Origin of the sequence: Kribbella sp. NPDC003505, from assembly GCF_040610875.1 — a bacterium.
GTDB lineage: Bacteria > Actinomycetota > Actinomycetes > Propionibacteriales > Kribbellaceae > Kribbella.
On the sequence record NZ_JBEXNA010000008.1, the window covers coordinates 182,159 to 208,073 of the forward strand.

The 25,915-nt window shown below is 69.6% G+C and carries 26 protein-coding genes; 12 read left to right on the forward strand and 14 right to left on the reverse strand.

From position 1 onward, the window contains the following. Positions 1–9: 9 nt before the first annotated feature. Positions 10–132: a hypothetical protein gene (locus tag ABZX12_RS27050; RefSeq protein ID WP_355697534.1), complete on the reverse strand. Its 123-nt coding sequence runs from the start codon at positions 130–132 to the stop codon at positions 10–12. 86 nt (positions 133–218) lie between these two features. After that, entirely contained in the window at positions 219–944 is a 726-nt protein-coding gene (locus tag ABZX12_RS27055) for a helix-turn-helix transcriptional regulator (RefSeq protein ID WP_355697536.1), read from the reverse strand. 72 nt (positions 945–1,016) lie between these two features. On the opposite strand from ABZX12_RS27055, the gene ABZX12_RS27060 reads away from it, so the two are divergent. The 4 genes from ABZX12_RS27060 (at position 1,017) to ABZX12_RS27075 (ending at position 7,378) form a co-directional block, all read left to right on the forward strand. Then, entirely contained in the window at positions 1,017–2,552 is a 1,536-nt protein-coding gene (locus tag ABZX12_RS27060; protein WP_355697538.1) for an FAD-dependent oxidoreductase, read from the forward strand. Then, the gene (locus tag ABZX12_RS27065) at positions 2,539–3,672 is read left to right on the forward strand and encodes a hypothetical protein (protein ID WP_355697540.1); all 1,134 of its coding nucleotides are present in this window, start codon (positions 2,539–2,541) and stop codon (positions 3,670–3,672) included. The genes ABZX12_RS27060 and ABZX12_RS27065 overlap by 14 nt, the downstream gene beginning before the upstream one ends. A 60-nt stretch (positions 3,673–3,732) precedes the next feature. Beyond that, complete coding sequence (locus tag ABZX12_RS27070; protein WP_355697542.1) at positions 3,733–6,291, forward strand: glycosyl hydrolase; 2,559 nt, start codon at positions 3,733–3,735, stop codon at positions 6,289–6,291. A 127-nt stretch (positions 6,292–6,418) separates the two neighbouring features. Further along, positions 6,419–7,378 carry a hypothetical protein gene (locus tag ABZX12_RS27075; RefSeq protein ID WP_355697544.1) on the forward strand — a complete coding sequence of 320 codons (960 nt, stop codon included), beginning with the start codon at positions 6,419–6,421 and terminating at the stop codon, positions 7,376–7,378. Positions 7,379–7,435: 57 nt separating this feature from the next. On the opposite strand, the gene ABZX12_RS27080 is transcribed toward ABZX12_RS27075, so the two are convergent. Beyond that, positions 7,436–8,140, reverse strand: a complete 705-nt coding sequence (locus ABZX12_RS27080) for an SDR family oxidoreductase (RefSeq protein WP_355697546.1) — start codon at positions 8,138–8,140, stop codon at positions 7,436–7,438. Positions 8,141–8,219: 79 nt separating this feature from the next. On the opposite strand from ABZX12_RS27080, the gene ABZX12_RS27085 reads away from it, so the two are divergent. Beyond that, positions 8,220–8,576: a helix-turn-helix domain-containing protein gene (locus ABZX12_RS27085; RefSeq protein ID WP_355697548.1), complete on the forward strand. Its 357-nt coding sequence runs from the start codon at positions 8,220–8,222 to the stop codon at positions 8,574–8,576. On the opposite strand, the gene ABZX12_RS27090 is transcribed toward ABZX12_RS27085, so the two are convergent. Further along, a complete protein-coding gene (locus ABZX12_RS27090) occupies positions 8,571–10,076 on the reverse strand; it encodes an alpha-L-arabinofuranosidase C-terminal domain-containing protein (protein ID WP_355697549.1) in 1,506 nt (501 codons plus the stop codon). The two genes, ABZX12_RS27085 and ABZX12_RS27090, sit on opposite strands and share 6 nt — an antisense overlap. A 119-nt stretch (positions 10,077–10,195) precedes the next feature. On the opposite strand from ABZX12_RS27090, the gene ABZX12_RS27095 reads away from it, so the two are divergent. Further along, positions 10,196–11,416, forward strand: coding sequence for an ROK family protein (locus ABZX12_RS27095; protein WP_355697551.1), 1,221 nt, complete (start codon positions 10,196–10,198; stop codon positions 11,414–11,416). A 15-nt stretch (positions 11,417–11,431) separates the two neighbouring features. Here ABZX12_RS27095 and ABZX12_RS27100 read toward each other — a convergent pair whose 3' ends face one another. From ABZX12_RS27100 to ABZX12_RS27120, 5 genes are all read right to left on the reverse strand, one after another. Beyond that, on the reverse strand, positions 11,432–13,027 hold the full coding sequence (locus ABZX12_RS27100) for an arylsulfatase (protein WP_355697553.1): 1,596 nt from the start codon (positions 13,025–13,027) through the stop codon (positions 11,432–11,434). A gap of 99 nt (positions 13,028–13,126) precedes the next feature. Then, positions 13,127–13,960: a carbohydrate ABC transporter permease gene (locus ABZX12_RS27105; RefSeq protein WP_355697555.1), complete on the reverse strand. Its 834-nt coding sequence runs from the start codon at positions 13,958–13,960 to the stop codon at positions 13,127–13,129. Then, positions 13,950–14,843 carry a sugar ABC transporter permease gene (locus ABZX12_RS27110; RefSeq protein ID WP_355697557.1) on the reverse strand — a complete coding sequence of 298 codons (894 nt, stop codon included), beginning with the start codon at positions 14,841–14,843 and terminating at the stop codon, positions 13,950–13,952. Before ABZX12_RS27110 ends, ABZX12_RS27105 begins: the two co-directional genes overlap by 11 nt. Next, the gene (locus ABZX12_RS27115; protein WP_355697558.1) at positions 14,840–16,159 is read right to left on the reverse strand and encodes an extracellular solute-binding protein; all 1,320 of its coding nucleotides are present in this window, start codon (positions 16,157–16,159) and stop codon (positions 14,840–14,842) included. The genes ABZX12_RS27110 and ABZX12_RS27115 overlap by 4 nt, the downstream gene beginning before the upstream one ends. After that, on the reverse strand, positions 16,156–17,679 hold the full coding sequence (locus ABZX12_RS27120) for a sulfatase-like hydrolase/transferase (RefSeq protein WP_355697560.1): 1,524 nt from the start codon (positions 17,677–17,679) through the stop codon (positions 16,156–16,158). Before ABZX12_RS27120 ends, ABZX12_RS27115 begins: the two co-directional genes overlap by 4 nt. 333 nt (positions 17,680–18,012) lie before the next feature. On the opposite strand from ABZX12_RS27120, the gene ABZX12_RS27125 reads away from it, so the two are divergent. Continuing rightward, positions 18,013–18,438: a hypothetical protein gene (locus ABZX12_RS27125; protein WP_355697561.1), complete on the forward strand. Its 426-nt coding sequence runs from the start codon at positions 18,013–18,015 to the stop codon at positions 18,436–18,438. Here ABZX12_RS27125 and ABZX12_RS27130 read toward each other — a convergent pair. Continuing rightward, the gene (locus tag ABZX12_RS27130) at positions 18,428–18,919 is read right to left on the reverse strand and encodes a hypothetical protein (protein WP_355697563.1); all 492 of its coding nucleotides are present in this window, start codon (positions 18,917–18,919) and stop codon (positions 18,428–18,430) included. The two genes, ABZX12_RS27125 and ABZX12_RS27130, sit on opposite strands and share 11 nt — an antisense overlap. Beyond that, entirely contained in the window at positions 18,916–21,363 is a 2,448-nt protein-coding gene (locus tag ABZX12_RS27135) for a molybdopterin-dependent oxidoreductase (protein WP_355697565.1), read from the reverse strand. Before ABZX12_RS27135 ends, ABZX12_RS27130 begins: the two co-directional genes overlap by 4 nt. Before the next feature lie 149 nt (positions 21,364–21,512). Here ABZX12_RS27135 and ABZX12_RS27140 point away from each other — a divergent pair, with 149 nt between their 5' ends. Further along, positions 21,513–22,292 (forward strand): sigma-70 family RNA polymerase sigma factor, encoded by a 780-nt coding sequence (locus tag ABZX12_RS27140; protein ID WP_355697567.1) that lies wholly within the window; start codon positions 21,513–21,515, stop codon positions 22,290–22,292. On the opposite strand, the gene ABZX12_RS27145 is transcribed toward ABZX12_RS27140, so the two are convergent. Beyond that, entirely contained in the window at positions 22,289–22,612 is a 324-nt protein-coding gene (locus ABZX12_RS27145) for a plasmid stabilization protein (RefSeq protein ID WP_355697569.1), read from the reverse strand. The genes ABZX12_RS27140 and ABZX12_RS27145 overlap by 4 nt on opposite strands. Positions 22,613–22,730: 118 nt before the next feature. Here ABZX12_RS27145 and ABZX12_RS27150 point away from each other — a divergent pair, with 118 nt between their 5' ends. Continuing rightward, a complete protein-coding gene (locus ABZX12_RS27150) occupies positions 22,731–22,871 on the forward strand; it encodes a hypothetical protein (protein ID WP_355697570.1) in 141 nt (46 codons plus the stop codon). 103 nt (positions 22,872–22,974) lie between these two features. Continuing rightward, positions 22,975–23,124 carry a hypothetical protein gene (locus ABZX12_RS27155; protein WP_355697572.1) on the forward strand — a complete coding sequence of 50 codons (150 nt, stop codon included), beginning with the start codon at positions 22,975–22,977 and terminating at the stop codon, positions 23,122–23,124. Between the two features lie 64 nt (positions 23,125–23,188). On the opposite strand, the gene ABZX12_RS27160 is transcribed toward ABZX12_RS27155, so the two are convergent. Next, on the reverse strand, positions 23,189–23,917 hold the full coding sequence (locus ABZX12_RS27160) for an endonuclease/exonuclease/phosphatase family protein (protein ID WP_355697853.1): 729 nt from the start codon (positions 23,915–23,917) through the stop codon (positions 23,189–23,191). 125 nt (positions 23,918–24,042) lie between these two features. Between ABZX12_RS27160 and ABZX12_RS27165 the strand changes: the two genes are divergently transcribed. After that, on the forward strand, positions 24,043–24,222 hold the full coding sequence (locus ABZX12_RS27165) for a hypothetical protein (protein WP_355697574.1): 180 nt from the start codon (positions 24,043–24,045) through the stop codon (positions 24,220–24,222). Between the two features lie 154 nt (positions 24,223–24,376). Here the strand turns inward: ABZX12_RS27165 and ABZX12_RS27170 are convergent, their stop codons facing one another. Beyond that, positions 24,377–24,817 (reverse strand): SRPBCC family protein, encoded by a 441-nt coding sequence (locus tag ABZX12_RS27170; RefSeq protein ID WP_355697575.1) that lies wholly within the window; start codon positions 24,815–24,817, stop codon positions 24,377–24,379. Positions 24,818–24,899: 82 nt separating this feature from the next. Between ABZX12_RS27170 and ABZX12_RS27175 the strand changes: the two genes are divergently transcribed. Further along, a complete protein-coding gene (locus ABZX12_RS27175; protein WP_355697577.1) occupies positions 24,900–25,913 on the forward strand; it encodes a Ppx/GppA phosphatase family protein in 1,014 nt (337 codons plus the stop codon). The last annotated feature ends 2 nt before the right edge of the window (positions 25,914–25,915 follow it).

The window sequence follows — 25,915 nt, forward strand, 5'->3', positions numbered from 1 at the left end:
TTCGAACTCCTACTCCTGGAGGTCTGCCGCGGCGCGGTCGGAGCCGAAGAGGGGTGAGCGGGGGCCGAACCAGGCGTCCAGCGCGGCGTCGTCGCCCAGCGCGCCGAACGGCGCGGCGGTGCGTTCGATCATTCGGAGCAGGGCGCGCAGGCGCCTGCAGCATTCACACATCCGGTCTCCTCCCCGCTTGTTGTATCGGGCAACGAGACCCGAGCGTTTCAGAATCGGCTGGAGTAGCGGTACACCGACGGAGAGTGTCCGGTGTGGTTGCTGAAGACGCGGCTGAGGTAGAAGGCGCTGCGGTAGCCGCAGCGCTCGGCGATCGTCTGGAGGGTGTCGTCGGTCTCGACGAGGAGTTCGCGCGCCTTCTGTAGCCGGCGGTCCCGCAGGAACGCGACCGGTGTGACGCCGAGCACAGCCTTGAACCGGCGGGACAGCTGCGCCGGGCTGATCTCCAGGATCGCCGCCAGGTCGGCGAGCGACAGGTCCGGCGAGGTGAAGTGGTCGAGGAGGTACGTCGTGGCGCGGCCGACGAGCTCGTCGTCGAGACCGTCGCGCCGGGCGCGTCGCGTCATCAGGACGAGGTCGGTGACGACGTGCGCGGCAACGACGTCCGCGGGGTCGTCGGCCTGCTCCAGCATCGCGAGGTCCGCGCGCAGCCGGTCGAGATCCGGCACGCGGGTGCGGCCGACAGGCGGCTCCAGGTCGGTGTCGAAGCGGGCATGGAAGAACGACGTGGGCCGCAGCATCCGGCGTCGCAGCGTCGCTCCGGGCGGGCAGACGACGATGTCGCCGAATCTCGCCTCCCCCGCGGGACGGCCGGTGATCTCGAAGGCGAAGGCCCCGGTTCGTGGCAGCAGCAGGCACCAGGTGCGGTACGTGTCGAGGCTCAGGCTGAACTCGTCGCGCTGCGCCGCGAGCAGGTGACCATCCAGGAGCAGCACGGCAAAAAAGTACATGGAGATGCTCGATCCCGGCATTTTCAGGCATCTGACCGACGCGCGACAGTACATGCCATGACGATGACAGCCGACATCTGTGTGTACGGAGGAACGCCCGCGGGCTGCGTCGCCGCGATGACGGCGTACGACGAGGGCGCCTCGGTGATCCTGATCGAGCCCGGCCGCTGGCTCGGCGGCATGCTCAGCGCCGGGATCAAGCCGCGCCAGGACTGCCCGATCCCGGCGGCTGTCGGCGGGCTGACGCGCGACGCGGTCTTCGGCTTCGGCGACAACCCGCGCGACGTACTGCGCGCCTTCCACGATTGGATCGACTCCGCGGACATCACGGTCGTCTTCGAGCACCGAGTCCGCTCGGCGGAGCGTGCCGGCAACCGGATCACCGCCATCCAACTGGAGACGTCCCAGCCGGACCCGTGGGGCGTCCCGCTGCCGGCCGACGCGTCGGTCCCCGACCTCGAGATCCGCGCCTCGGTCTTCCTCGACGCGTCGTACGAAGGCGACCTGATGGCGCGTGCCGGCGTCCCGTACCGGACCGGCCGCGAGTCCCAGGACGACTTCCACGAGGACTTCGCGGGCGTCCGCCCGGTCACGAACTGGACCGCGATCGACCCGTACGCCGCCGGTGAGCTGTTGCCGCTCCTCGACCAGGATCACGGCCTGCCGGTCGGCGCCCGCGACGACTACACCCAGGCGTACAACTTCCGCTTCTACGTCACCACCGATCCGGCCCGCCGCGCCGAGATCACCCCGCCCGCCGGCTACTCCGCCGCCGACTACGAGCTCGTACGGCGTTATGTCGAGCACCTCGGGGACGATCTGGAGGCCCTGCGCGGGATCTTCCCAGGCTGGCTCAACTCAGGCGAGTACAACTACCAGCGCGCGTCGCTCGTCACGAACGCCCCGCTCGGTGTCAGCCGCGAGTACCAGGACGGCGACTGGAACACGCGGTCCCGGATCTGGCGCCGGCACATCGACTACCTGCGCGGGCTGCACCACTTCCTCTCGACCGATCCCTCCGTACCGGAGGCCTTCCGAAAGGAGACAGCCGCGTACGGGCTCGACAAGAGCATCTTCCCCGACACCGACGGCTGGCCGCCGCAGCTGTACGTGCGAGTGGCCCGACGACTCGACGGCATCTACACCCTCACCCACGCCGACGTGGTCAACCGGACCGACCCCGAGGACAGCATCGGGCTCGCCCTGTTCGGCGTGGACGTCTACCCGGTACGGCGTATCGCGCAGCGCGACCCGGAGACCGGGCAGTGGGGTGTCGCCACCGAGGGCGACATGTTCATCGGCGGCCACCTCGGCACCGGCCGCCCGTACCCGGTCCCGTACCGCGCGATCACCCCGCGACAGGCCGACTGCGGGAACCTGCTGGTCCCGGTCTGCCTGTCCGCGACGCACATCGCCTACGCCGCGACGCGCATGGAGCCCGTCTTCTGCGTCCTCGCCGAGTCTGCCGCGGTGGCCGCCGTCCAGGCGCTGCGCGACCGTACCGACGTACAGCGGATCGACGTACCCAAGCTGCTGACCCGAATCGCCGAGCGCGGCCAGGTGACCGGTTGGGGGACGCATGCAGACGTCTGACGGGCCCGCGTTCGGGGTCAACTACGTGCCGCGCGACCAATGGTGGAACGCCTGGGTCGACTTCGACGAGGCGTCCCTTGCCGACGACCTGAACGCGATCGCAGGGCTCGGTTGCGACCACGTGCGGATCCAGTGTCTGTGGCCGGTCTTCCAGCCGTTCCCCACCTCGGTCTCGGCGACGGCGCTCCGGCGGCTGTCGACGGTGCTGGATCGCGCGGACGACGCCGGGCTGGACGTCTGGGTCACCGTCCTCAACGGATTCCTCAGCGGCTGGGTCTTCCGCCCGGCCTGGATGCACGACCGCAACGTCTTCACCGACCCGCTGGCGATCGCCGGCGCTTCGACCTTGCTCGAAGCCGTCGCCGACGTCGCAGCCCGGCACCCGGCCGGCGCGGGGATCGACATCGGCAACGAACCCAACATGCTGGTCGGCAGCGAACGCGAGCCGGTGACCGGCGCGGATCTCGACGAGTGGGCCCGCGCCATGATCGCCGCCGTCCGGTCGGCCGCGCCCGGCCTGCCCGTCGTCCTCGGCGCCGACCACCAGCCGTGGACGACCGGCAAGGTCGGTTTCAGCCGGACACTGCTCGCCGACGAACTCGACGTGACGACCGTGCACGCCTGGCCCTATTTCAGCGGCTTCCTCGACCACTTCGGCGAACACGCTGACAGGTCCTGGACGATCGGCGCCTACCTCGCGCAGGTGGCCGCCGCGCACCAGACGGCAGCGCGCCCGATCTGGGTCCAGGAGATCGGAGTCGCCCCTGAATGGGTGACCGAGGTCGCGGTCGAGGACGCCGCCGAGCGGCTGATCAGGCACGCGATGGCGGTGCCCGGAGTCGCCGGTCTGTCCTGGTGGGCGTCGCACGACATCCGGCCCGAGTACGTCGGCTTCAACTCGGTCGAGTACGAGCTCGGCCTGCTCGACGTCGGCAACCGGGTGAAGCCGGTCGGCCGCCGCTTCGCCGAGGTCGTCGCGGAGCTTCGGCGTGCTCCCGCACCAGAGCCCGCGCCCCAGACGGTCGGTCTGCCCGCCGGCGCGCCGGCCGACCTCGAGTTCGCGGACCGGTGGGCGAAGACCTGGGTCGAAGGTCCGCCCCGGGTGATCCTGAACCGTTGACACCCGCCCGGTGCCGCAGCAAGGTGTGCGAAAGCGGTTTCGCACCCTCAAGGAGCCGGCATGAAACGCACTCTCGCCATCGTCCTCGGAGTCCTCCTTCTCTGTTTCGGCAGCATCACCCCCGCACACGCCGCCGCCCTCACCCTCACTCCCATCACCCTCGGCAACGTCTTCACCGACGGTCAGCCGGTGAAGATCGGTCTCGCCACCGACGCCTCGTCGGTCACCTGGTCGGCCGCCGACGTGAACGGCACCGTCGTCGCGAGCGGAAGCCAGGCCGCAGCGGCCACGCTGCAGGTGTCCGTCACCACCCGCGGCTGGTACCAGCTGACCGTCCAGGCCGGTACGACGACCGCGAAGACCACGTTCGCGATCCTCAGTCCCCTCAGTACGTCGGCGGTCGCCGGCCTCACGACCAATCGGATCGGCGACTTCGAGAACGCCGCCGAGGGCTGGACCTTCTACCCCGGCAGCGAATTCCCCGGCGCCACCGGCAGCTTCGCTCTCAGCACCGCCGACAACCACTCGGGCACGACCTCGGGAAAGCTGTCCGCGGACTTCAGCGCCGGCGGCGCGTACGTCAGCGTCAGCCGTCCGCTCCCCTCGGTGAATGCCACCAGCGTCAGTTTCTGGGCCAAGTCCCCGAACCTGAGCTTCCTCACCTTCCGCCTGACCGACTCGACCGGTCAGGTCCACCAGCAGCGCCTGACGTTGTCGGGCGCAACTGCGTGGCAGCCGGTCGCCGTCACCCGGTTCGACGGCGGCAAGCAGTACGTGCACTTCGGCGGCGCCGACGACGGGGTCTGGCACGGCCCGGCCAAGGCGGTCGAGGTCGTGCTCGACAAGGGCGCGATCCCGGGTGCGACGAGCGGCAGCGTCAGCCTCGACGACGTCACTCTCAACGCGCCGGCGGCGAAGCCGACCACCCCGCTCGGCAACTACGAGAGCGCGGCCGAAGGCTGGTCGTTCTACCCCGGCAGTGAGTTCCCGGGCGCCACTGGCAGCCTCACGTACGACACCGCCGGTCCGCAGTCGGGCGCCCAGTCCGCCAAGCTGTCAGCCGACTTCTCCGGCGGCGGCAACTACGTCGCTCTCCAGCGCACGTTCGTACCGATCGACCTGCAGTCGCTCAGCCTGTGGGTCAAGACCAGCCAGGTCTCGGCGATCGGGCTCCGCCTCACCGACGCAACCGGCCAGGTCCATCAGCAGCGCCTCACCCTGTCCGCGTCGACCGGGTGGCAGCAGCTCACCGTGACCCGTTTCGACGGCGGCACGGCGTACCTGCACTTCGGCGGCGCCGACGACGGCGTCTGGCACCGCCCGGCCAAGGCGATCACGCTGACCCTCGACAAGGCCCTGATCAGCGGCGGCGGTACGACGGCCGCACTCAACGTCGACGCCGTCACGACGACCACCTCACCCACGCTCCAAGGTGCGGGCGCGCACTTCAACTTCAGCTGGAGCCCCGACCTCGTACCGCTGATGACCCAGGCCGGTGCACGCGGCGGCCGTGACGAGGCCAGCTGGACCGACGCCGAGACGACGCCTGGCAGCTACTCCTTCCCGGCGAAGGTCACCACGTACCTGCAGTCGTGGCAGTCCAACGGCATCGATCCGCTGGTCATCGCCGACTACGGCAACCCCTTGTACGACGACGTGGCCGGCAACGCGTTCGATGCGCCGTACACCGACGCCGGACGGGCCGCGTTCGCCGACTACGCCGACGCGCTGGCCACCCAGTACCCGCAGGTGAAGAACATCGCGGTCTGGAACGAGTGGGACATGAACGCGGCCGGGCCGTCGAACTACACGCCGGACAGCTACCTCGCGTTGCTCGAGGCCACGTACACGAAGCTGAAGGCGAACCACCCAGGTCTCACCGTGCTCGGCGGCGGCGACAACGACGTGAACCAGCAGGCCTGGTTCCAGGCGTTCTGCCAGCTCGGCGGGCTCAAGTACCTCGACGTGGTCTCCATCCACCCGTACAACTTCCTGGGCGCCCCGGAGAGCCTCGGCGCGAAACTCGACCAGATCCGGGCCACGATCCGGCAGTACAACGGCGGCGTGGACAAGCCGATCTGGATCACCGAGGCCGGCTGGTACACCTCTGGCGGCCTGGCACCGGTCAGCGAACCCACCCAGGCCATGTACCTGGCCCGCGAGATGCTCGACGTCCCCGGCCACGACATCGACCGGTACTACGCGTACGACTTCAAGAACGACGGCATCGACCCGGCGAACGAGCAGAACAACTACGGGCTGGTGCACCACGAGAGCGACGCGCTCGGCAAGTACACTCCCAAGCCGTCGTACGTCGCCTACGCCACCGCGGCACGCCAGCTCCGCGGCGCAACGTTCCTCGGCAAGGAGAACCCGGGCAGCGGGTTGATCGACCAGGTGTACGCGGCCAACGACGGTACGCCGTTCCGCGCGATCTGGGCCGCGAGCGGCTCGAACACGACGGTGACCGTCAACGCGACGGGGCCGATCCAGGTCACCAGCCTGTACGGCTCGAGCACCACATTGACGCCGAACGGCAACGGTCAGGTCACGGTGACGGTCGGTGTGTGGCCGACCTACGTCTCCGGATCGACAGTGACGTCGATAACTGCGCCGTAGCTGTAACACCGACCCCTTCGGCAACGATGTGGTGGTTGCTGCCCAGCTCGCCGGCCCCCGGCCAGGCGAGCTGGGCCATTTCAGCGCGAGCTCGAGTTGTTCGAGACATTCCCGAAGGGCAAACTCCATGAAACTGCAGCGCCTTGCGCTCGCACTGGCCGGCGCCGGGCTGATCGCCTCGGCCGCCGCCTCCGCTCCGGCCGCCGCCACCGGTCAGGCTGACCCGAAGCCGCGCTTCTTCAGCAAGTCCGGTCTGGCCACAACGATGTCGTCCTCAGCTATCAGCGAGGCGTGCGGCACCTCGGTCGGCGTGCCCACCGCCGCGGGCACCATGCAGGAGATCGACGTGACGGCCGGCAAGCCGCCGACGTCCTTCTCCTGGGACCCGTTCAAGTACGTGAGCACCCGCGCCGACGCGACGTGGTACGCGGCGTTCAACTCCACGGGCACGCAGTTCTACTTCTACGGCCTGCTGTTGCAGGGCGGGAACCTGTACCGGCACACGACGTACCTGCCGGCGGACGAGACCAAGCCGTGGGTGCCCACCTTCAAGAAGGTCGGTCCGGGCTGGACGACGTTCAAGTCCATCGCCACGTCGAACTACAGCGTCGCCGCGCCGCGGCACGCGTACCTGTACGGCCTGAACACCAACGGCAGCCTGTACCGGTACCAGATGGTCGGCACCAGCTTCCGGGGCCTCGGCCCGATCCCGGGCTTCCGCGGCTTCAAGGCGATGACCGTGCTCAGCGAGACCGCGACGTACGACACGCTGCTGATGACGACCACGGCCGGCGCGCTGTGGACCGCGCACATCCCGGTCGCGGCCGGCGCCAAGCCCGTCATGAAGCTGATCCGCTCGAGCGGCTTCGCGGCGTACGAGTCGATCGTCGTCGAGGGCTGCGGCACCCGCGGCGGCTCGCTCGTCACCGGCGTGGACCACGACACCCAGTCCGGCTACCTGTACGCGATGAGCAAGGCCAACGGCTCCGCGACCGCGCTCACGTCGTACGGCAAGATCCCGGGCGTCTTCAACGGCGTCAGCCACGTCCTGCTCACCACGCACTACGACCAGCTGGTCGGCGAGTAATCACCCGAAACACCCACGAAGGGGCGCCGCGCAACCGCACGGCGCCCCTTTGCCTGGTCAGGCGGACTTGTGCCGCGCGCCGCCTTCGAGGTGGATCGTCTCGCCGGAGACGAAGCCGGCGCGGAGCAGCCACATCACCGCCTCGACCACGTCGTCGATCTCGCCGTGCCGGCCGACGAGGGTCCCGGCCGCGCTCTTGCCGAGGAGCCCGGCTTTCGCGTCGGCGAGCCGGTCCCAGGCGCCGGAGTCGATCACGCCGGGCGAGATCGCGTTGACCCGGACCGGGGCGAGGTCCGCGGCGAGGTGGCGGGCGAGGTACTCGACCGCGCCGTTCGTCACGCCCTTGACCAGCGAGCCCGGCCCCGGCCGCCACGCGACGACGCCGGAGAACAGCACGATCGACCCGGCGGGCCGCAGCACCGGCGCGAAGTGCTTGGCGACCAGCATCGGGCCGATCACCTTCGCGGTGACTGCCTCGACCAGCTTGGCGTGATCCAGCTCGGCCGCACGGACGTCGTGCGGCGCCGACCCGGTGCTCACGATGTGGTCGACCCCGTCCGCGAGCCGGTCGGCCGCGGCCGCGATCGACGTCTCGTCCTGCAGGTCGATCCGTACGGCGGTCCCGCCGATCTCGTCCGCGACCAGCCGCGCCGCCGCCGCGTCGCGCGCCCCGACCACAACCTCGTACCCGTCCTTCGCCGCCCGCCGCGCAACCGCCGCCCCGAGCGCACGGGCGCCGCCGATGACCAGGATCCGCTCCATGTTCGTCACTCCCTCTCGTAGGATCGGGTGCAACGGTATGGATTTGATACCGGTATCTTCAACGGAACTGGAGTCCCGCATGGGTAAGGCGTACAACGTCATGGCGGCGACCTGCCCGAGCCGCACCGTGCTGCACCGGATCGGCGCCCGGTGGACCGTGTTCGTCGTGAACGCCCTCGCCGACGGACCGCGCCGCTTCACCGAACTGAAGGCCCATATCCAGGGCATCACCCCGAAGGTCCTGACCGAGACGCTGCGCTCGCTCGAGGCCGACGGGCTGATCAGCCGGCACGAGTACGCCGAGAACCCGCCGCACGTCCAGTACGAGCTGACGCCGTTGGGGCAGTCCCTCCTCGTCCCGCTCCGCGCCGTACGGCTCTGGGCCGAGCAACACGTCCCCGACATCGAGGCCGCCCGCGCCCGGCACGGCTCATGACGGCACGACCGGGGCCGCCGTGGTGAGTTCGATGATCGTGTACGAGCTCGGCGGCAGCTCCAGAACCTGACCTTCGTCCAGCTTGGACTCCTCCGAGCGGGGCGCCACCCGATCAGGGTCGGACAGGGTGTTCATGGCCAGCGGATCGGCCGTATGCAGCTGTTCGACGCGTACGACGTCGGTCGCCAGCGTCCGGCCGAGGTCGACGGACAACCGGACGGGGTTGTCGCGGTCCCGGTTGACCACCGACAGCCAGACGGTCGAACCGCCCCGATCGGCCGAGGCGCTCACGTCGAGGGCCGGGAGATCGATCGGCGCACGTTCCAGCGTCTCGCCTGGCACAGTGCCGCACGCGACGTCGCCCGCCAGAGCGATGCTCCCGCTGTGGTGACGCTGCATCCACAGCGGCCAGTACACGGTCTCGCGAACGACGTCCTCGTCGGTGACGACCAGCGCGCCGACGACGTTCACGGTCTGCGCGAAGTTCGCCAGCGTCACGGACTCCGCCTGCCGCTGCATCACATTGAGGAACGATGCGACAGCCAGGGCGTCGACGGTGCGGTACCGGGTCTCCCCCGGTCGCCACTTCGGGCTCATCTCGAACCGGGTCGCGTCGGCGCAGTTCCACTCGGTGAAGGCCAACTCGGGTTTCGCCGTACCCGGCTTCTCCCGGGCCACGAGGTCCACGAGCCCTTGGATCGCGACGATCGCACTCTCCGTGCGATACGGCCCGCTGAGCACCCGCGCGTAGTCACCGTCGTTGGTCGTCGGGTCGAACTGCCAATAGGTGTGCAACGTCAGGTAGTCGATGTGCTCCCACGCCTCGCGGAGCAGCGCGAGGTTCCAGTCGACCGCCTTGGCCGGCTCGAAGCAGCCGATCGCCAGCACCTTCAGCTCAGGGTCGAGGCGCTTGATGGCCTTGGCCCACTCGCGGCAGCGGACCGCGTTCTCGTGCGGCCCGACCTGGCCCAGCTCCCACGAGCCCCACTCCTCGTTGCCGATCTGCCAGTACCGGACGCCGAACGGCTCGTCGTACCCGTGCGAGCGCCGCAGGTTCGCCCACACCGAGTCCCCGGTCCCGTTGCAGTACTCGATCCAGGCGAGCGACTCGCGCAGCGACCCGGTCCCGGTGGTCAGGTTGATCTGCGGCTCGGCGCCGATCCGCCGGCAGTACGCCACGAACTCCGCGGTCCCGAACCCGTTGCCGACGTCGTACCCGAAGTGCCAGTCGACGGTCCGCTCCCGCCGGGGGCCGATCCCGCGCTCCCAGTCGTACGACGTCCCGGTGCAGCCGCCGGGCCAGCGGACGACGGGGGCGCCGAGCTCCGCGATCGCGTCGACGACCGGGCGGCGCAGGCCGGAGGCATCCGACTCCGGGTGGCCGGGGTTGTGCAGCGCCTCGTCGGCCACCCACCGGCGCCGGGACAGGAACTGCCCGTAGATCTCGGGGCGGATCGCCCCGTTCGCCGTGCCGCGCAGCCTGAACGTCGCATCCTTCATCGGGCCGGATCCCTCCGCCGGTCTATTTATCTTCCAGTCGAAGATAAATAGGACCAGGTGCCGCTGTCAACGGGGCGGTCAGTTGGACCGGGCCGGTGTGCGGTGTTACAACCGAGGGCATGACGGAGCCCACGGGCAAGGCGCGTTCGACCCAACTGGGTGACCTGCGGCAACAGAACTACTCGACGATCATGCGCGAGCTGATGCGGTCCGGTCCGACCGCGCGCACGGACCTCGCGACGACCATCGCGATGTCCACCGGTTCGGTGACCAGGCTGACCGGCGCGCTGGTCCGGGCCGGTCTGCTCGCGGAGGTCGCCGAGCCGGCGCAGCGCGGCAAGGGCCGCCCGAAGGTCCCGGTCGGCATCGACGGATCGACGTACGGCGTGATCGGCGTGCACTTCGGCCTGTACCGGGTCAACGCCTGTGTGATCGACCTGCGCGGGCAACTCGTCGCCGAGTTGCACACCACCGAGCGCACCACCCGGCTGGACTCCCTGGTCCGCAGCGCCGCTCGTTCGGTGCGCAAGCTGGTCGACGGGAGCAGGCTGACGGTCCTCGGCGCCGGAGCGAGCACCGGCGGCTGGGTGGACAGCTCGACCGGCCGCGTGCGGAACCAGCCGATCCTGGGCTGGCAGAACGCACCGCTCGCCAAGGCCCTCCAGGACGCGACCGGTCTGCCGGTGCTGGTCGACTCACAGGTCCGGGCGCTCGCGCTGGCCGAGCACTGGTTCGGCGCCGCGGCCGGGGTGGACGACTTCATCCATCTGTTCGTCGGCAACGTCGTCGGCGCCGGGTTCGTCTTCAACGGCTCGCCGTACCGCGGAGCGCACTCGGCGGCCGGCGGGCTCGACCATCTGCCGGTCCCCGGCCGGGCCGGCGAGGCCTGCGTCTGCGGCAGCCGGAGCTGCTTCGCCGTCGTCGGCGGAGACCTCGAAGTCGCCCGCCGGGCCCGCGCGGCCGGCCTGATCGGCGACGACGACGAGGTGTACGACGTGTTCGGGCTCGCGGTGTCCGGCGACGCCCGGGCCCGGCGGCTGCTCCAGGAGCGGGCCGCGCTCGTCGGCAAGGCGACCGCGACCCTGATCGAGCTACTCGATCCCGAGCTGGTCGTGATCGGCGGCGGGATCAGCGCACCCGCCGACCACGTGCCGGTGCTCCGCGACTCCGCCCTCAAGGAGTTGGAGGCCCACGGCGGCGGCGACGCCGCGGCGCGGATCGTGCCGAGTGCCTTCGGCCCGCACGCGCTGGGTATCGCCGCCGGAGCGATCATGCTGGACGCGGTCTACCGCTCCCCCGAAGCCTTCGTCCCCGCACTCACCGCACCCGCGCTTCAGTAGGTCGTACCTCCTGAGTCAGGCGGGCTGGTTCGGCATCGTGGCGCGCGCCGCGAGCACGTCGGCGTACGGGAGCACGCCGGCTGCGTCGGCCCAGCGCTGCCAGCGGCCGGCCAGCTCTCGCACGCGGTCCGGCTGATCCGCCGCGAGGTCGTTGCTCTCACTGCGATCGGTCGCGAGGTCGTAGAGCTCCCACGGGCCCTCGTACTCGCGGACGAGTTTCCAGCGGCCCGAGCGGATCGCCGCGTTCCCGATGTGCTCCCAGAACAGGTCGTGCTCCACCGGCGAGCCGCCGCGCAGCAGGTCCAGCATGCTGACCCCCGGCAGCTCCGGCAGCGGCGCGCCGTCACGCCGCGCCGGCGGCCGCACGTCGGTTGCCTCGAGCAACGTCGGCGCGATGTCGGTCAGCTGGTGCGGCGCGTCGAGCACGCCGCCGGTCAGACCGCCCGCGGGCCAGGACACGATCAGCGGGGTCGCGATACCGCCTTCGTGCACCCAGCGCTTGTACAGGCGGAACGGCGTGTTGGACAGGTTCGCCCACGCCTGCCCGTAGCTGGTGTACGTGTCGGCGGTGCCCGGCCGGATGTCCGGCGAGTTGCCGACCTTCATCGGCGTACCGTCGGGAGCGCTCGGCGGGATGATCAGGTGGTGCTGCCGGAACTGCGCCGCACCGTCGGGATCGCTGCGCAGCTCCTCCGCGCAGCCGCCGTTGTCGGACAGGAAGACCACGATCGTGTCGTCCCGCCGGCCGGTCTCGTCGAGCGCGTCGAGGATCGCCCCGACCGCGCGGTCCATCGCCCGGACCTGGGCGGCGTACGCCTCCATCCGCTCGAGCTGCCACTTCTGCTCGGGCTCGTCGACCCAGGCGGGAACGGCGGGATCGCGGCGGTCGAGGGTCGCGTCCGCGGCGCAGATGCCGGCGTCGACCTGCCGTTGCCGGCGGCGGGTCCGCAGGACGTCCCAGCCCTCGTCGAACAGCCCGCGGGTCCCGGCCAGGTCCGATTCCTTCGCGTGCAGCGGCCAGTGCGGCGCGGTGAAGGCGACGTAGCCGAAGAACGGCTGCGCACTGTCCGCCTCCCGGATCGCCGCCGCGGCATGCGCACCGATCTCGTCGGTGTAGTAGAAGTCCGGCCCGAGATCGGACAGCGGTACGGGCGTCTCGCCGTCGTGCAGCGTGGTCGTCTGGAAGTAGCTCCCCGCCCCGCTGATCGTTCCCCAGAAACGCTCGAAGCCCCGTCGCGTCGGCCAGCTGCCGGCGGGCTGCTCGCGCTCGTTGGACAGGTGCCACTTGCCCGTCATGTGCGTGTGATAGCCCGCCGCCCGGAACGTCTCGGCGAGCGTCGCGCAGCGTTCGGTCAGGCTGCCGGGGTATCCACCGGGGCCGTCGTTGTTCACGAGTTCGGCGACGCCGGTCTGGTGCGGGTGCAGTCCGGTCAGCAACGACGCACGGGAGGGACTGCAGCGGGCGGTGTTGTAGAAGTTCGTCAGCCGCACCCCGTGCTCGCCGAGGCCGTCGATGGTCGGGGTCCCGATCTCGCCGCCGTAGCAGCCGATGTCGGAGTACCCCATGTCGTCGACCAGGATGATCAGGACGTTCGGTCGCGCAGTTCCCATGAAACCCCTCGTTATTCGGTCAGTTGTGCGTTCGGGCCCAGCCCAGCAGCATTCCGCCGTCGACTGTCAGGTCGACGGCGGTGACGACCGCGACCCGGCTCATCCCTTCAGGCCCGACGTGGCGACACCGTCGACGATCTTGCGCTGGAAGGTGACGAACAGGACCAGCGGCGGCACCAGCGCAAGGGTGCTCATGGCAAGCATCGGTCCCCACGACGAGTCACCCGTCGAGTCGAGGAACTGGCGCAGGCCGAGCGGGACGGTGAACAACTGGACGTCGTTCAGGTAGATGAGCTGCTTGAAGAAGTCGTTGTACGTCCAGATGAAGGTGAAGATGATCGTGGTCACCAGCGCCGGCCGCAGCAGTGGGAACACGATGTAGCGGTAGGTCTTCCACGGCGAGCAGCCGTCCAGCCGCGCGGCCTCGTCCAGCTCCCGCGGCAGCGACCGGATGAACTGGACCATCAGCAGCACGAAGAACGCGTCGACGGCGAAGAAGTGCGGCACGAACAGCGGGTAGAACGTGTTCACCCAGCCCAGCTTGTTGAACAAGATGTACTGCGGCACGAGCGTGACGTGGGTCGGCAGCATCAGCGTCACCAGCATCGTCGCGTAGGCGATCCGGCGGCCGATGAAGTTCAGCCGCGCGAACGCGTACGCGGCCAGGCTGCAGGAGATGACGTTGCCGATGATCGCGGCCACCGAGATGAACAGCGAGTTCTCGATGAAGATGCTGAAGGCGGTCGACACGCCCTTCCAGCCCTCGGTGTAGTTCGCCGGCTCGAAGTGCCGCGGGACCAGACCGGGCTGGGAGAAGATCTCGTCGGTCGGCTTGAACGAGCTCGCCACCATCCACACCAGCGGATAGAGCATGACGAGCGTGACCACGATCAATGCGAAGTGCGCCAGCAGACGCTTCCGCTCAGTTCTCATAGTGCACCCAGAACTTGCTGAAGAAGAAGTTGACCGCGACGACGGCGCCGGCCAGCAGCACGAGCATCCAGGCCATCGCCGCGGCGTAGCCCATGTCGAAGTTCACGAATCCCTCCTGGTAGAGATACAGGGAGTAGAAGAGCGTGGAATCGGCCGGGCCGCCCGAGCCGTCGCTGATAATGAAGGCCGGCGCGAACGCCTGGAACGACCGGATCAGCTGCAGCGTGAGGTTGAAGAACAGGATCGGGCTCAGCAACGGCATCGTGATGCTCCAGAACTGCCGGCCCCGGCTCGCGCCGTCGACCTGCGCGGCTTCGTAGAACTCGCGCGGGATCTGCCGGAGCCCGGCCAGGAAGATCACCATCGGGGCGCCGAACTGCCACACCTCGAGGGCGATCAGCGTGCCCAGCGCGGTGTGGGGTTCGGAGATCCAGGACGGGCCGTGGATCCCGACGAGCGCGAGGATCTGGTTGACCAGGCCGTCACCGTTGAACACCTTGCGCCACAGCACCGCGATCGCGACGCTGCCGCCGAACAGCGACGGCAGGTAGATCGCCGACCGGTAGAAGTCCAGGCCGCGCAGTCCGCGATTGAGGACGACCGCGACCGCGAGCGCGAAGCACAGGCTCAGCGGCGTCCCGACGGCGACGTAGATCGCGGTGACCTTCAGCGACTGCACGAGCAGCGGGTCCTCACCGAGCATCCGGCCGAAGTTGCCCGCGCCGATCCACTTCGGCGCGGACAGCAGGTCGTACTTGGTGAACGCGAGGTACAGCGACATCAGCATCGGCCCGGCGGTGAAGGCCAGGAAGCCGATCAGCCACGGCGCCAGGAAGGCCAGCGCCCAGCCGTTCTGGTACCGGATCCGGCGTCTGCGAGTCACTTGAGTGCGGTCTGTGCATCGGAGAAGAACTTCGTCACGGCCTGCGCGACCGTGCTCTTCCCGAACCCCACGACCTGGTTGACGTTCGGCAGCGAGGTCTGCAGGAGCTTGCTGGCACCGGGCGGGTACATCTGCAGCGCCGCAGGTCCCCGCGACGCGATCAGGGCGTAGTTGTCCAGCACCAGCTTGTTCAGCCCGGTGGCGGACGTGCTGACCGTCTTGCGGATGTCCTCCGGGATCGGGACGCCACGGGCCAGTCCCATCGCGGTCGCGGCCTCGGCGTTGCTGGTGAGGAACTTCAGCATCGAGACGGCTCCCTCGATGTTCTTCGACTTCGGCGAGATCGCGAACCAGCCGGCCGGAATGACGTTGGTGCCGGGCTGGGTGCCCGGGCCGCCGGACGGGAAGGTGCCGAGGCTCAGCGCGTCCTTGGTCAGACTCTGCATCGACGGCAGGCCGCGGGACGTCGCCGTACCGGTGTACGCCGCCTTGCCGACGGTGACCGGGTCGTTCTGGAAGCCGGTCGCGGCCGCGGTGACCGCCATCGGCACGGCTGATCCGTTGCCGCGCAGATCCTGCCACAGCTGGAGCCACGCGGCCAGGTCGTCCTCGCCGAAACCCAGCGAGCTGCCGTCCCCGAACAACGCCTTGCCCCGGCCGCGCAGGAAGGACTCGAGCGCGATCGGGCTGCCGCCGAGGTCCGCCGTACCGGCGAGCTTGTGACCGCTCTTGCCCCAGACCTCGCCCATCGTCGCCTTGTACTGGTCGATGGTCCAGTCCGTGCCCGGCGCCGCCAGGCCGAGGCCCTTCAGCTTGGTCGTGTTCACGATGATCGCCGGCTGGGTCGCAGCCCCGAGCAGGGCGAAGTAGTACTTGCCGTCCGCCTTGGTGGTGGTGGCCACGTAGTCCGGCATCGAGTCGAGCCCGAGGTCGTCCTTGTACTCGTCCAGCGGCTGCACCGCCTGCCGCTTGATGTACTCCATCAGGTACGGCAGGTGGATCTGGAACACGTCCGGCGGGTTGCCGCCGGCCACGCGGGTCGCCAGCTTGTCGTAGTAGCCGGAGAAGCCGGAGTACTGCGGGTTGACCTTCGAGGCGCCCTCCGACTTCTGGTAGAGATCGAGTGCCGCGATCAGCTTCTTGTTCTGATCGCCCTCGCCCCAGAACATGAACTCCAGCGTCGAGCCGGAGCCGCCGCCGGACGACGAGCCGCCGAGTCCGCGCGAACAGGAGGTCAGCGCCGCGGCGCCGGCCGCCGCCGCTCCGAACTGCAGGAGTGCCCGGCGGGAGACCTGAGGACCTGGGAACGACGTCATGATGTGCCTTTCGCTGTCGATGCGAGTGGGGCGCGGACCAGGGCCGCGGCGGCCGGCAGCGCGTCGGCCACCTCGTCGGCGGCCAGTCCGGCCAGCCGGGCGACGACCGGCGCCGCCTCGGGTACCGCCGCGATGTTGCGTTGTTCGTGGGGATCGTCGACCAGGTCGTACAGCTCGGCCTCGTCGTGGGAGCGGAAGACGTAGCGGTGGCCGGCCGTTCGTACGGAGAGGTTGAGACTGTCTCGCGGCCACTGCCAGTCCCGCGCATGGAACGGTGAACCGTCACCGCCCGGGCGGCCGTCGTGCAGCATCGTCTCGGCCGTTACGTAGTCACGGATCGGCGCGGCCGACGTGTCGCCGAGCATCGCGGCGAAGGACCGCCCGTCGTGCTGCTCGTGCCACGGCACGCCGGCCACCTCGCACAAGGTCGGCCCGATGTCGCACAGCGACACGAAGTTCGCGTTCCTGGAGGCCCGGCCGTCGGGATGACGAACGATCAGCGGGACACGCAGGTCCTCCTCGTAGTGCAGCCAATGGCCCTTCTCCATCAGCCGGTGCGCGCCCATCAGGTCGCCGTGGTCGGAGGTGAACACGACCACCGTCCGGTCCCACTCCCCCGCATCCTCCAGGTACCGGCGGATCCGCCCGAGCTGGGCGTCGACCAGCGCGCACAGACCGAGGTAGTGGCTCGTGACCTCGATCCACTCCTCCTCGGAGAGGTGCTCGAAGTCCCGGGCGAAGTGCGATTCCCGCACCTCACGCGGCTTACCCGCCGTGCCGCCCGCCCAGCTCGCGGGCAGCCGCACCTTGTCCCGATCGATGATCCGGTCGTACGGACTGGGGACCGACATCGGGAAGTGCGGGGCGTTGAACGAGCACACGGCCAGCCAGGGCCTGTCCGCCGGGCGCTGGTCGAGGCTCTCGAGGAACCTGTCGCACTGCCAGGTCTCCAGGTAGGCGTCGAGCGGAAGGCTCGACGTCGCGTACGGCCGCCGGGCCAGGGCGGCGAGGTCCTTCGCGGTCAGGTTCTCGATGTGTTTCGCGTCGAAGGCATAGCCCTGTCCGGCGGCCCACTCCCGGTACTCCTCGATGTAGCGACCGCGGTCCTGACCGTTCAGTACGGCGGGAATCGCGCTGCTGCTCGCCCAGCCCATTCGGTCGGGCGTCGTGCCGGGGACGTGCCATTTGCCGTTGTAGTGCGTGTAATACCCGGCGTCGGCGAACGACCGCGCGAACCCGGCGGAGCGCAGCTGCGGTTCGATCGGGCGCCAGTTCCCGAGCACTCCGTGGTGTCGTGGCATCAGCCCGGTCCACAAGCTCGTCCGAGCCGGGCAGCAGAGCGGGAACGGCGTGTAGCAGGCGTCGAACACGGTCGACTCACCCGCCAGCTCGTCGAGCTGGGGAGTCCGCGCGGCCGGGTTGCCGGTGCAGCCCATGGTGTTCCAGCTCTGCTCGTCGGCCATCACGACCAGCACGTTCACGCGGCGCGTCACGCTGTCCGTCACCTGCTTCCGCTCCACCAGGCCTCATTTACTTCAAGCTGAAGTTAATTGGGCCGATGAGGGCTGTCAACAGGTCGCCACCTCTTAACTTCAGCCGGAAGCAAATCCCTGACCAGACCGGGGGCCGCCGCTTCTGTTGCCCGAAGCCCCTGGACGATCTGTGCGCCGCAGGTCGTCGACTCCTGCTCGCCGGAACGCTGCGGATCGAGAACACCGACACAAGTGCAGCACTAGTGGGTACCGGGTGGGCGAGGTGATTGCGATGTACGACGTGTTGGTGCTGGTCGAAGAAGAGATCAGCGTGGCCGATGCCAAGGAACTGGTGCAGCTGTACGCGGTACCGCGGACGCGGTGAAGTTCCACGTGCTGGTTCCGTGTGAGAACGCGAGAGCGCAGGTCGAGGCGTCACTGACCGGGCTCGCCGGGTCGGACCTGTTCGGGATGCCCAGTCAGCGGTACGCGTTCCGGCCGGACGAGGGCGTACTGCAGGCGGCGGACGACGCCCAGCGAGCGGTCGACGCCGAGGCGGCCGCGGCACTCGAGCGCAGCGTCGGGCGGCTGCGGTCCTTCGACCGGGACGCGGACGGCCTGATCACGCATCGGCATCCGGTCGACGAGCTCGTCGACTACATTCCGCGCGTGCGCGGGCAGGAGGTCGTCGGCCTCACCCGCCCGCACGTCATCGCCGAGCTCCTGCACGTCGACTGGTCCGCCCAGGCCCGCCGCCACCTCGGCGTACCGGTCCTGCACCTGCTCGAACAGCAGCCTACGGAGTGACCATGATCTGCGCCGCGTTCGCCTTCAGGGAGGCGTTCGCCCAGCGCAGCTGACGCAGGGTCTGCGGATGGCAGGACTTGGTCAGCTCCAGGAGCTCGTCGTCCTTGAGCGCCTGCGCGGTCTGGGCGAGGATCTCCCAATCGAGCGAGACGCCGGCGGCCTTGCGGTGGATCTCGCGTAGATCCCTCAGCAGCAGGAGCGCCGCGTCATGCTGTCCGCCGAGGAGCTCCGCGCCCATGTGCCGTGCGGCCGCCAGCAGACCGGCCTCCTCGTGCGGCTCCGCGTCCAGCCCGACGCCGTAGTTCTCCCCGTGTTTCGCCAGCGCGCGGACGTGGTCCTGGGACCAGCGGGCGAGATCCCGGCCGAGGTAGAAGATGTCGTGGTCCGCCTTGTGCCGGCTGGAGGCGCGCAGCAGCTCCGCCGCCAGATCGTTCTCGGCACGATGCAGCTCGCGAAGCGCCAGGCCTACCTTGTTCGTCATCGGCTGCCTTCCTCCGCGGCCAGGTACTCCACGACCGCAGCGTCGTCACCGCCGCGGGTCGCCGGCACCCGGCCGCCGGCCGGCTTGGACGCCGTCGTGGTCGGCGCCTGGGCCGGTGTGTCACCGACGGCGATCCGCTCGGCCCGGGCCGCCGCGCATTTGAACAACGGTTGCTTCGAGCACGGATCCCAGTCGGTGACCGTCAGCTCGTTCGCCGCCCGCCCGGACTGTCTCTCCGCCGCGTCCCAGTACCCGTAGTGGAACGGCAGGAACAACGTCCCCTGCCGGATACCGCTGATCCGCAGCTTCGCCTCCACCCGCCCCCGCGGCGTGGAGATCCGCAGCAGATCGCCCTCGCCCCAGCCGTGCAGATCGGCGTCGTACGCCGACAGCTCGACCCAGACGTCCGGCGCCGCGTCGCGCAACTGCCGAACCCGTCCCGTCTTGGTCCGGGTGTGGAAGTGGTACAGCGTCCGTCCGGTGGTCAGCAGGTACGGGTACTCCGGCGTCGTCGGCTCGTGCGCAGGCAGGTACTCCGCGGCCTTCAGCACGGCCTTCCCGGACGGATTCATCGCCTTGTACTCGACCGGATCCAGCGGCGCGCCCGTCAGCAGGTCCTTGCCGTAGCTCTCGCAGTACGACGGGGAGCTCCAGAACTCGCCGTCCACGTAGATGCGCTCGGTCCCGTCCGGATGCTCGTCGTTGCACGGCCACTGGATCCCGCTCCCGCCCCGCAGCTTCGGGTAGCTCAGCCCGCTGTAGTCGCACGGACGTCCCGCGCTGCACGCCTTCCAGGCCTCGAACGCGCCCTCGGCGTCCGACCACTTCACCAGCGGCTGCCCGTCCTTGTCCTTCAGCTCGAGCCGCCGCGCGTAGTCGATGAAGATGTCCAGGTCGGCACGCGCCGTCCCCGGCGGCTCCACCGCCTTCTCCGACAGGTGCACCGTCCGGTCGGCGTTCGTGAACGTCCCCGTCTTCTCGCCCCAGGTCGCGGCCGGCAACACCACGTCGGCCAGCTGCGCGGTCTCGGACAGGAAGATGTCCTGGACGACCAGGAACAGGCGTTCCTGGGTGAGGATGTCGCGGATCCGGCGCAGCTCGGGCAGCGACACCGCCGGGTTCGTCCCGCTGACGTAGAGGAACCGGATCGAGCCGTCCTCGACGTAGCGCAGCATCTGCATCAGATGGGTCGGCTCGGAGTAGTGCGGGATCTGCTGCGGCTCGACGTTCCAGACTTTCGCGAGGTCGGCCACCTGTTGGTCGTTCGCCCAGTTCCGGAAACCCGGTAGGTCCCCGTCCGCACCGCACTCGCGGGTGTTCTCGGCCGTCGGCTGCCCGTTCATCTGCAGGATCCCGCAGCCCGGGCGACCGAGCATCCCGCGGATCAGGTTCACGTTGTTGACCTGGACGGCGGCCGCGGTCGCCTGGTGGGACTGGTAGAACCCTTGCAGCACGGTCGACAGCAGCCGCTCCGCCGTTCCGAGCAGGCGTGCCGCGTCCCGGATGTCGCCGGGCGCGACGTCGCAGATCGCGGCGGCCCACTCCGGGTCGCAGCCCGCGACCTGCTTCTCGAGCTCGTCGTACCCGACGGTGTGCCGGTCGACGTACTCACGGTCGATCCAGTCGTTGGCGACGATCTCGTGCAGGAGCGCGTTCATCAGCGCCACGTTGGTCCCGGGGCGCGGCGCCAGGTGGATCGTCGCGGCGGCGGCCACCGGCGTACGGCGCGGATCCACACAGAGCACCCGCGGCGGGTTCGGGCCGGCGAGCCGGTCGAGGATCCGGGTCCACAACACCGTCTGGGTCTCGGCCATGTTGTGCCCGTAGAGCGCGATGACGTCGGCGTGATCGACGTCGGTGTACGAGCCGGGCTGGCCGTCGCAGGCGAACGACTCCTTCAGCGCAGCCGCCGCGGTCGCCGTACACAGCCTGGTGTTGCCGTCCAGGTGGTTCGTGCCGATGCCGCCGTGGCCGATCAGCGCGAGGGTGTAGTACTCCTCCAGGAACAGCTGGCCCGTGGTGTAGAAGCCGATCGAACTCGGACCGCGCTCGGCGAGCAACTCCTTCGTGCGCCCGGCGACCGCCGTCATCGCGGTGTCCCAGTCGGTCTCCACGAGCTGTCCGTCGCGCCGGATCAGCGGCGTCGTGAGTCGATCGGCCGCATTGTTGGCCTGGTAGCCGAACAGATCCGTCGGACCCAGCCGGCCGTGGTTGACGCGGTCGACGGCCCGGCCGCGGACGCCGACGATCCGGCCGTCCTTCACCGCGATGTCCAGCCCGTCGCCGTTCGAGTGCAGGATCGTTGCCGACTGCACCCACTCGTCGACGTCCGCCGGGCTCAGCCCCGCGTCCAGGCGCAGATCGACCCGCTGCGGCCAGTCCTGTCCCGGCCCGTACGGCGTCCGGGTCCCCCAGGGTTCCGCGATCCGGTCGATCCTTCCCATCTGGAGCCGGTGCCCGGCCCGGCGGGAGGCAAACCATGGAGCAGCTCCGGGATTCGGCCGGCGCTCGTCGGGTACCCGGAGGGAGTCCCGGGCCGCGGTACAACCATGCGCCGCACTTCGCCGGGACGGACACGGACAGGGCACCCGCAATGGCAACGAGTAGTCCAGTCACCGTTTCGTCGCGTCGCTCCGAATCCCGCCGGCTCGAGCAACTGCTGCGCGCTGCGCACGCCGCCCGCGGACGACGACGCGCAGAGCTCCTCGACGAGGCCATTGTCGCCGGCCTCCCGCTGGCCCGGACGCTGGCCCGCCGCTTCCGCGGCCGCGGGGTGGACAACGACGATCTCGAGCAGGTCGCGGTCGAGCACCTGATCAGGGCCGTCCGCAACTATCGGCCGACCGACGACTCGGACTTCCGGTCGTACGCCCTGCCGACGATCCGGGGCGGGATCCGGCACCACTTCCGGGACAACGCGTGGGCGATCAGACTCCCGCGCCGCCTGCAGGAGATCCAGGCCCGGGTGAACAGCGTCCAGACCGCACTGGCGGTCGACCTCGGGCACTGGCCGACGTACGCCGAGCTCGCGGAGGCGACCGGCATCGACGTCGCCGAGGTCCGGGCGGCCGAGCAGGCGCGGGGCTGTTTTCAGCCGACCTCCCTGGACGCCGAGCGGGCTACGGAGGGCGGCTGGAACCTCGGCGGGCAGCTCGCCGACCCGCGCAACACCTACGAACTGGTCGATCAGGTCCATTCCCTGTGGCCGGTGGTCAACGAGCTGCCCGAGCGTGATCGGCTGATCCTGCGCAGGCGCTTCGTCGACCACCTGACCCAGGCGGAGATCGGCGCCGAGATCGGTATCAGCCAGATGCAGGTCTCCCGGCGCCTGCGGACCATCATGGGCCGCCTCCAGCTGGCGCTGTCGGCCTAACGGCCGACAGCCTTGGCGAGCTCGGCCTTGCTCATCGAGGAACGGCCCTTGATGTTCTTCTGCTTGGCCTCGTTGTAGAGCTGTTCCTTCGTGCGGCCCTTCGACCCGCTGTGCGATCGCAGACCGCCGCGGCGCCCGGACGAGATGTCGTCGGTCGACGACCGGCTCTTCTCCTTCGCCTCGCCGGCGCGGGCCCGCTCCTTGTTCACGGTGCGCGCCGCGATTTCCTCGGCGACGTCCTCGCTCCGGCCGCGCTCCTTCAGACCCGCTTTGATGTGCTCGTACTGCCGTTCCCGCTTGCGATTCGATCCTGCCGGCATGTTCGTCACGCTCCCTTCCGCCCGTCCGGTACCCGGAGCTCCGCCGGGCAAGCGGGCGCATGGAGTGCGGACGGGCGGGCACCGGTGCGTCATCACGTCGGCTCGCAAGGAGGCAGACATGAGTACCGTTCCCACCCCGCAGGGCCCGGTTCCGCCGGTGGTGCCGCTCCCCGATCCGGATCCCGACCTCGACCCACAGCCCGAGCCCGAGCCCGATCCGGACGAGAACCCGGACGAGCAACTCCCCCGCGATTCCTGACCTGCTACCGCCGGCCGTGCTCCCTCTCCGAGGGAGCACTCCTTTGTTTCCTGCCGATCCGGCGTGTCCGCAGTAGGAACTGCCGAGGTTAGGTGGTCAGCCGGTGCGCTTGAAGCGGTGGGAGCGGGTCCGCTGGCGTTGCCAGGGCAGGACGCAGCTCGCCGCCGAGCGCGACCGCGACCGGCATGGCGAGCGGTACGGCGTGAAGCGCGCGACCGTCGGGTCCACGGAGACCCGCCGGGGCCGCTCCTGATCAAGCTGTTCGTTCATCTCGTCACCTTCTCCACCCGCCCGGTACCCAGCCCCGAATCCGAGGCTCAGCCGATCGGTACGTCGGTGACGACCGCGTAATGGTCGGACGGCGGGCGGCCGTGGTCCTCGTCGAAGCCGACCAGGCGGGTTTCGCGGGAGGTCAGCCCGTCGTTGGCGAGGATGTAGTCGATGCGGTGGTCCTCGAGCCATTCGCCGTGCCCGAGGTACGGGTTGCGGGAGCTGTACGTCGCACCGTCGTACCCGTTCGGTTTCCAGCAGTCGTCGAGCACGGCCAGCAACGGTTTGAGCTCGGGCCGGTCGGGCGGCGCGTTCAGGTCTCCGGCCACGATCACCTCGTCACCGCCCGCGCCGAGCTCGGACACCAACGCGGCCAGCGCCTCGGCCTGTGCCAGGCGCTCCCGTTCGTGGTTCTCCTCCCAGTCCAGGCAGCTCGTGACGAAGTGCAGGCTCTGCGCGCCCAGCCGGATCTCCGCCCGCAGCGCGACAGTGCCCTCCGACAGGTTGTGCTGCTCGACCTCCCGCAACGGGAAGCGACTCAGGATGCCCAGCCCGAGATGGACGTCAGGGTCCGGGTCCCGCGGCATCCGGGACGGCGCGAAGGCCGGCGACATGCCCAGCTCGAAGCCCAGCTGGTGGGTCTGGGAGCGACCGTCGACACGCCAGGTTTCCTGCAGTGCAACGAAATCCGGTCGTTGCGTCCGTACCGTCTCCGCGATCGCGCGCTGCCGGCGCAACCATCGGTCGCCGAACCGTCCCCAGACGTTCCACGTCATGAACCTCACGACTGTCTCACCCTTTCGTCCTCCCTCGCCGGTACCCGCCGATCCGGCCGCCACGCAGCGGTTTGCGCAGCCGTGCCGCCCGGGAACCGGGGAGGGGTAGAACCTTGGGAGGGGCTATGACTGTCGGTGGCGTTGACACCTATTACGACTACGACGAGCACCAGTGGAAGTTCCGTCGGCTCGGAGGCGGGCCGGTGCGCCGGCAGCCGGTCTGCCCGGTGCCGCACCGGGAAGCGGAGACCGAGAAGCAGCAGGCGGCCGGCCCGCGGGTCTCGCCCGAGTCCGGCGACGGCTGACACCCCCAGGCGGCCGGCCTCGCGCAAATGCTGGGAGCGTGCGGGGGGTGTGTGCTCAACCGGCGTGCGAAGTCGACCGCCCTCGCAGTCAGTGTCCCACCCTGTGGACACCTCGAACACAACGACCCGAAACCGTCCGCATATCGGTGCCTGGCTAGGGTTTTACCCGCTTTTCTGCCAGCAGCTTGAGGCGCTTCAGCGTTTCTGTGTTCCGTGCGTGCAGCGCCAGGTCCGCGACAGCCGCCGGCAGCAGCGAGATCGGTCCGCTGGTCGCCTGCTCGGTCATCACGACACGACAGCCCGTCGGGGTCTCGGTGGCGCGGAACTCGACCTCGCCGCGACCTGCCGGCCACACCCGGACCTGCAGTTTCAGCCGCCGCGACGGCTCGTACTCCAAGGCCGTCGTCGTATCGTCGATCACCAGCGGCCAGGCGCCCACCGAGTGGTGGATCCGCCCACCGGGTTCGGGCCATGGCGGATCGACGTCCCGGATCCGGGACGCGCCGACCACCCACGCGGCGTATGACCATCCGTCGGTCAGGATCGCGAACACGTCGTCGACGCTCGCGTCGATCAAGCACTCGTTCTCACTCACGCTGCACCCGGTACCCCACCCGACACTTCGCCACGCTGTGCAACCAGGAGTGCGAGGCACTGCCGGAGGGAACCTGAGCGCCATGAAGATCGGCGTACTGGACATCGGATCGACCACCGCGCAACTCCAGGTGACGGAGGCGGTACCGGGCGCGCCCCCGCTCCCCACCCATGCCTTCAAGCAGCGCATCCTGCTCGGCGAGGCGCTGCAGCCGGACGGCACCATCGCGGAGGACGGGATCGACCGGGTGATCGACGGCGTCCGGACGGCGGCGACCGTCGCCCGTGACCTTCAGGTCGACCGGCTCTACGCGTTCGCCACCTCCGCCATCCGCGACGCCACCAACGCGGGCGACATCGCGGCCCGGCTCAGCGCGGAGACCGGCGTCCATCCGCGGTTCCTGAGCGGCGAGGACGAGGCACGGTTGACCTACCTGGCGGTGCGTCGGTGGTACGGCTGGTCGGCGGGACGGTTGCTGGTCCTGGACATCGGCGGCGGCTCGATGGAGATCGCGCTCGGCCGCGACGCCCAGCCCGACGTCGCCGTGTCGCTGCCGCTGGGCGCCGGTCGCCTCACCCGGACCTTCCTGCCCGACGACCCGCCGAGCGCCGATCAGCTGCACGAGCTGCGCCATCACGTGCGCACCACCCTGCGCCAGGTCTCCGACCGCTTGCTGTGGGAGGGCGATCCGAAGCAGGTCATCGGCAGTTCGAAGACCTTCAAGCAGCTCGCCCGGCTGGCCGGTGCTCCGCCGCAGCGGCGCGGGCCGTTCGTCCGCCGTTCGCTGGCCCGCAAGGACGTACGCCGCTGGCTGCCGCGACTGGCGGCGATGTCCAGCGCGGACCGGGCCGACCTGCGCGGTATCTCGCAGTACCGCGCTCGGCAAAGCCTGGCGGGCGCCGTGGTCGCGAACGCAACGATGAGCACCCTCGACATCGAGAACCTCGTGGTGTCCCCCTGGGCGCTGCGCGAAGGCATCCTGTTGCACCACCTCGAGACCGTCACGGACCAGCAACATCCCTCGACGGTCGAGTCCCTGCAGCCGGCGACCGCCCTCGCCCCGGTGCCGGACGTGGTGACCACCATCCAGCGCTGACT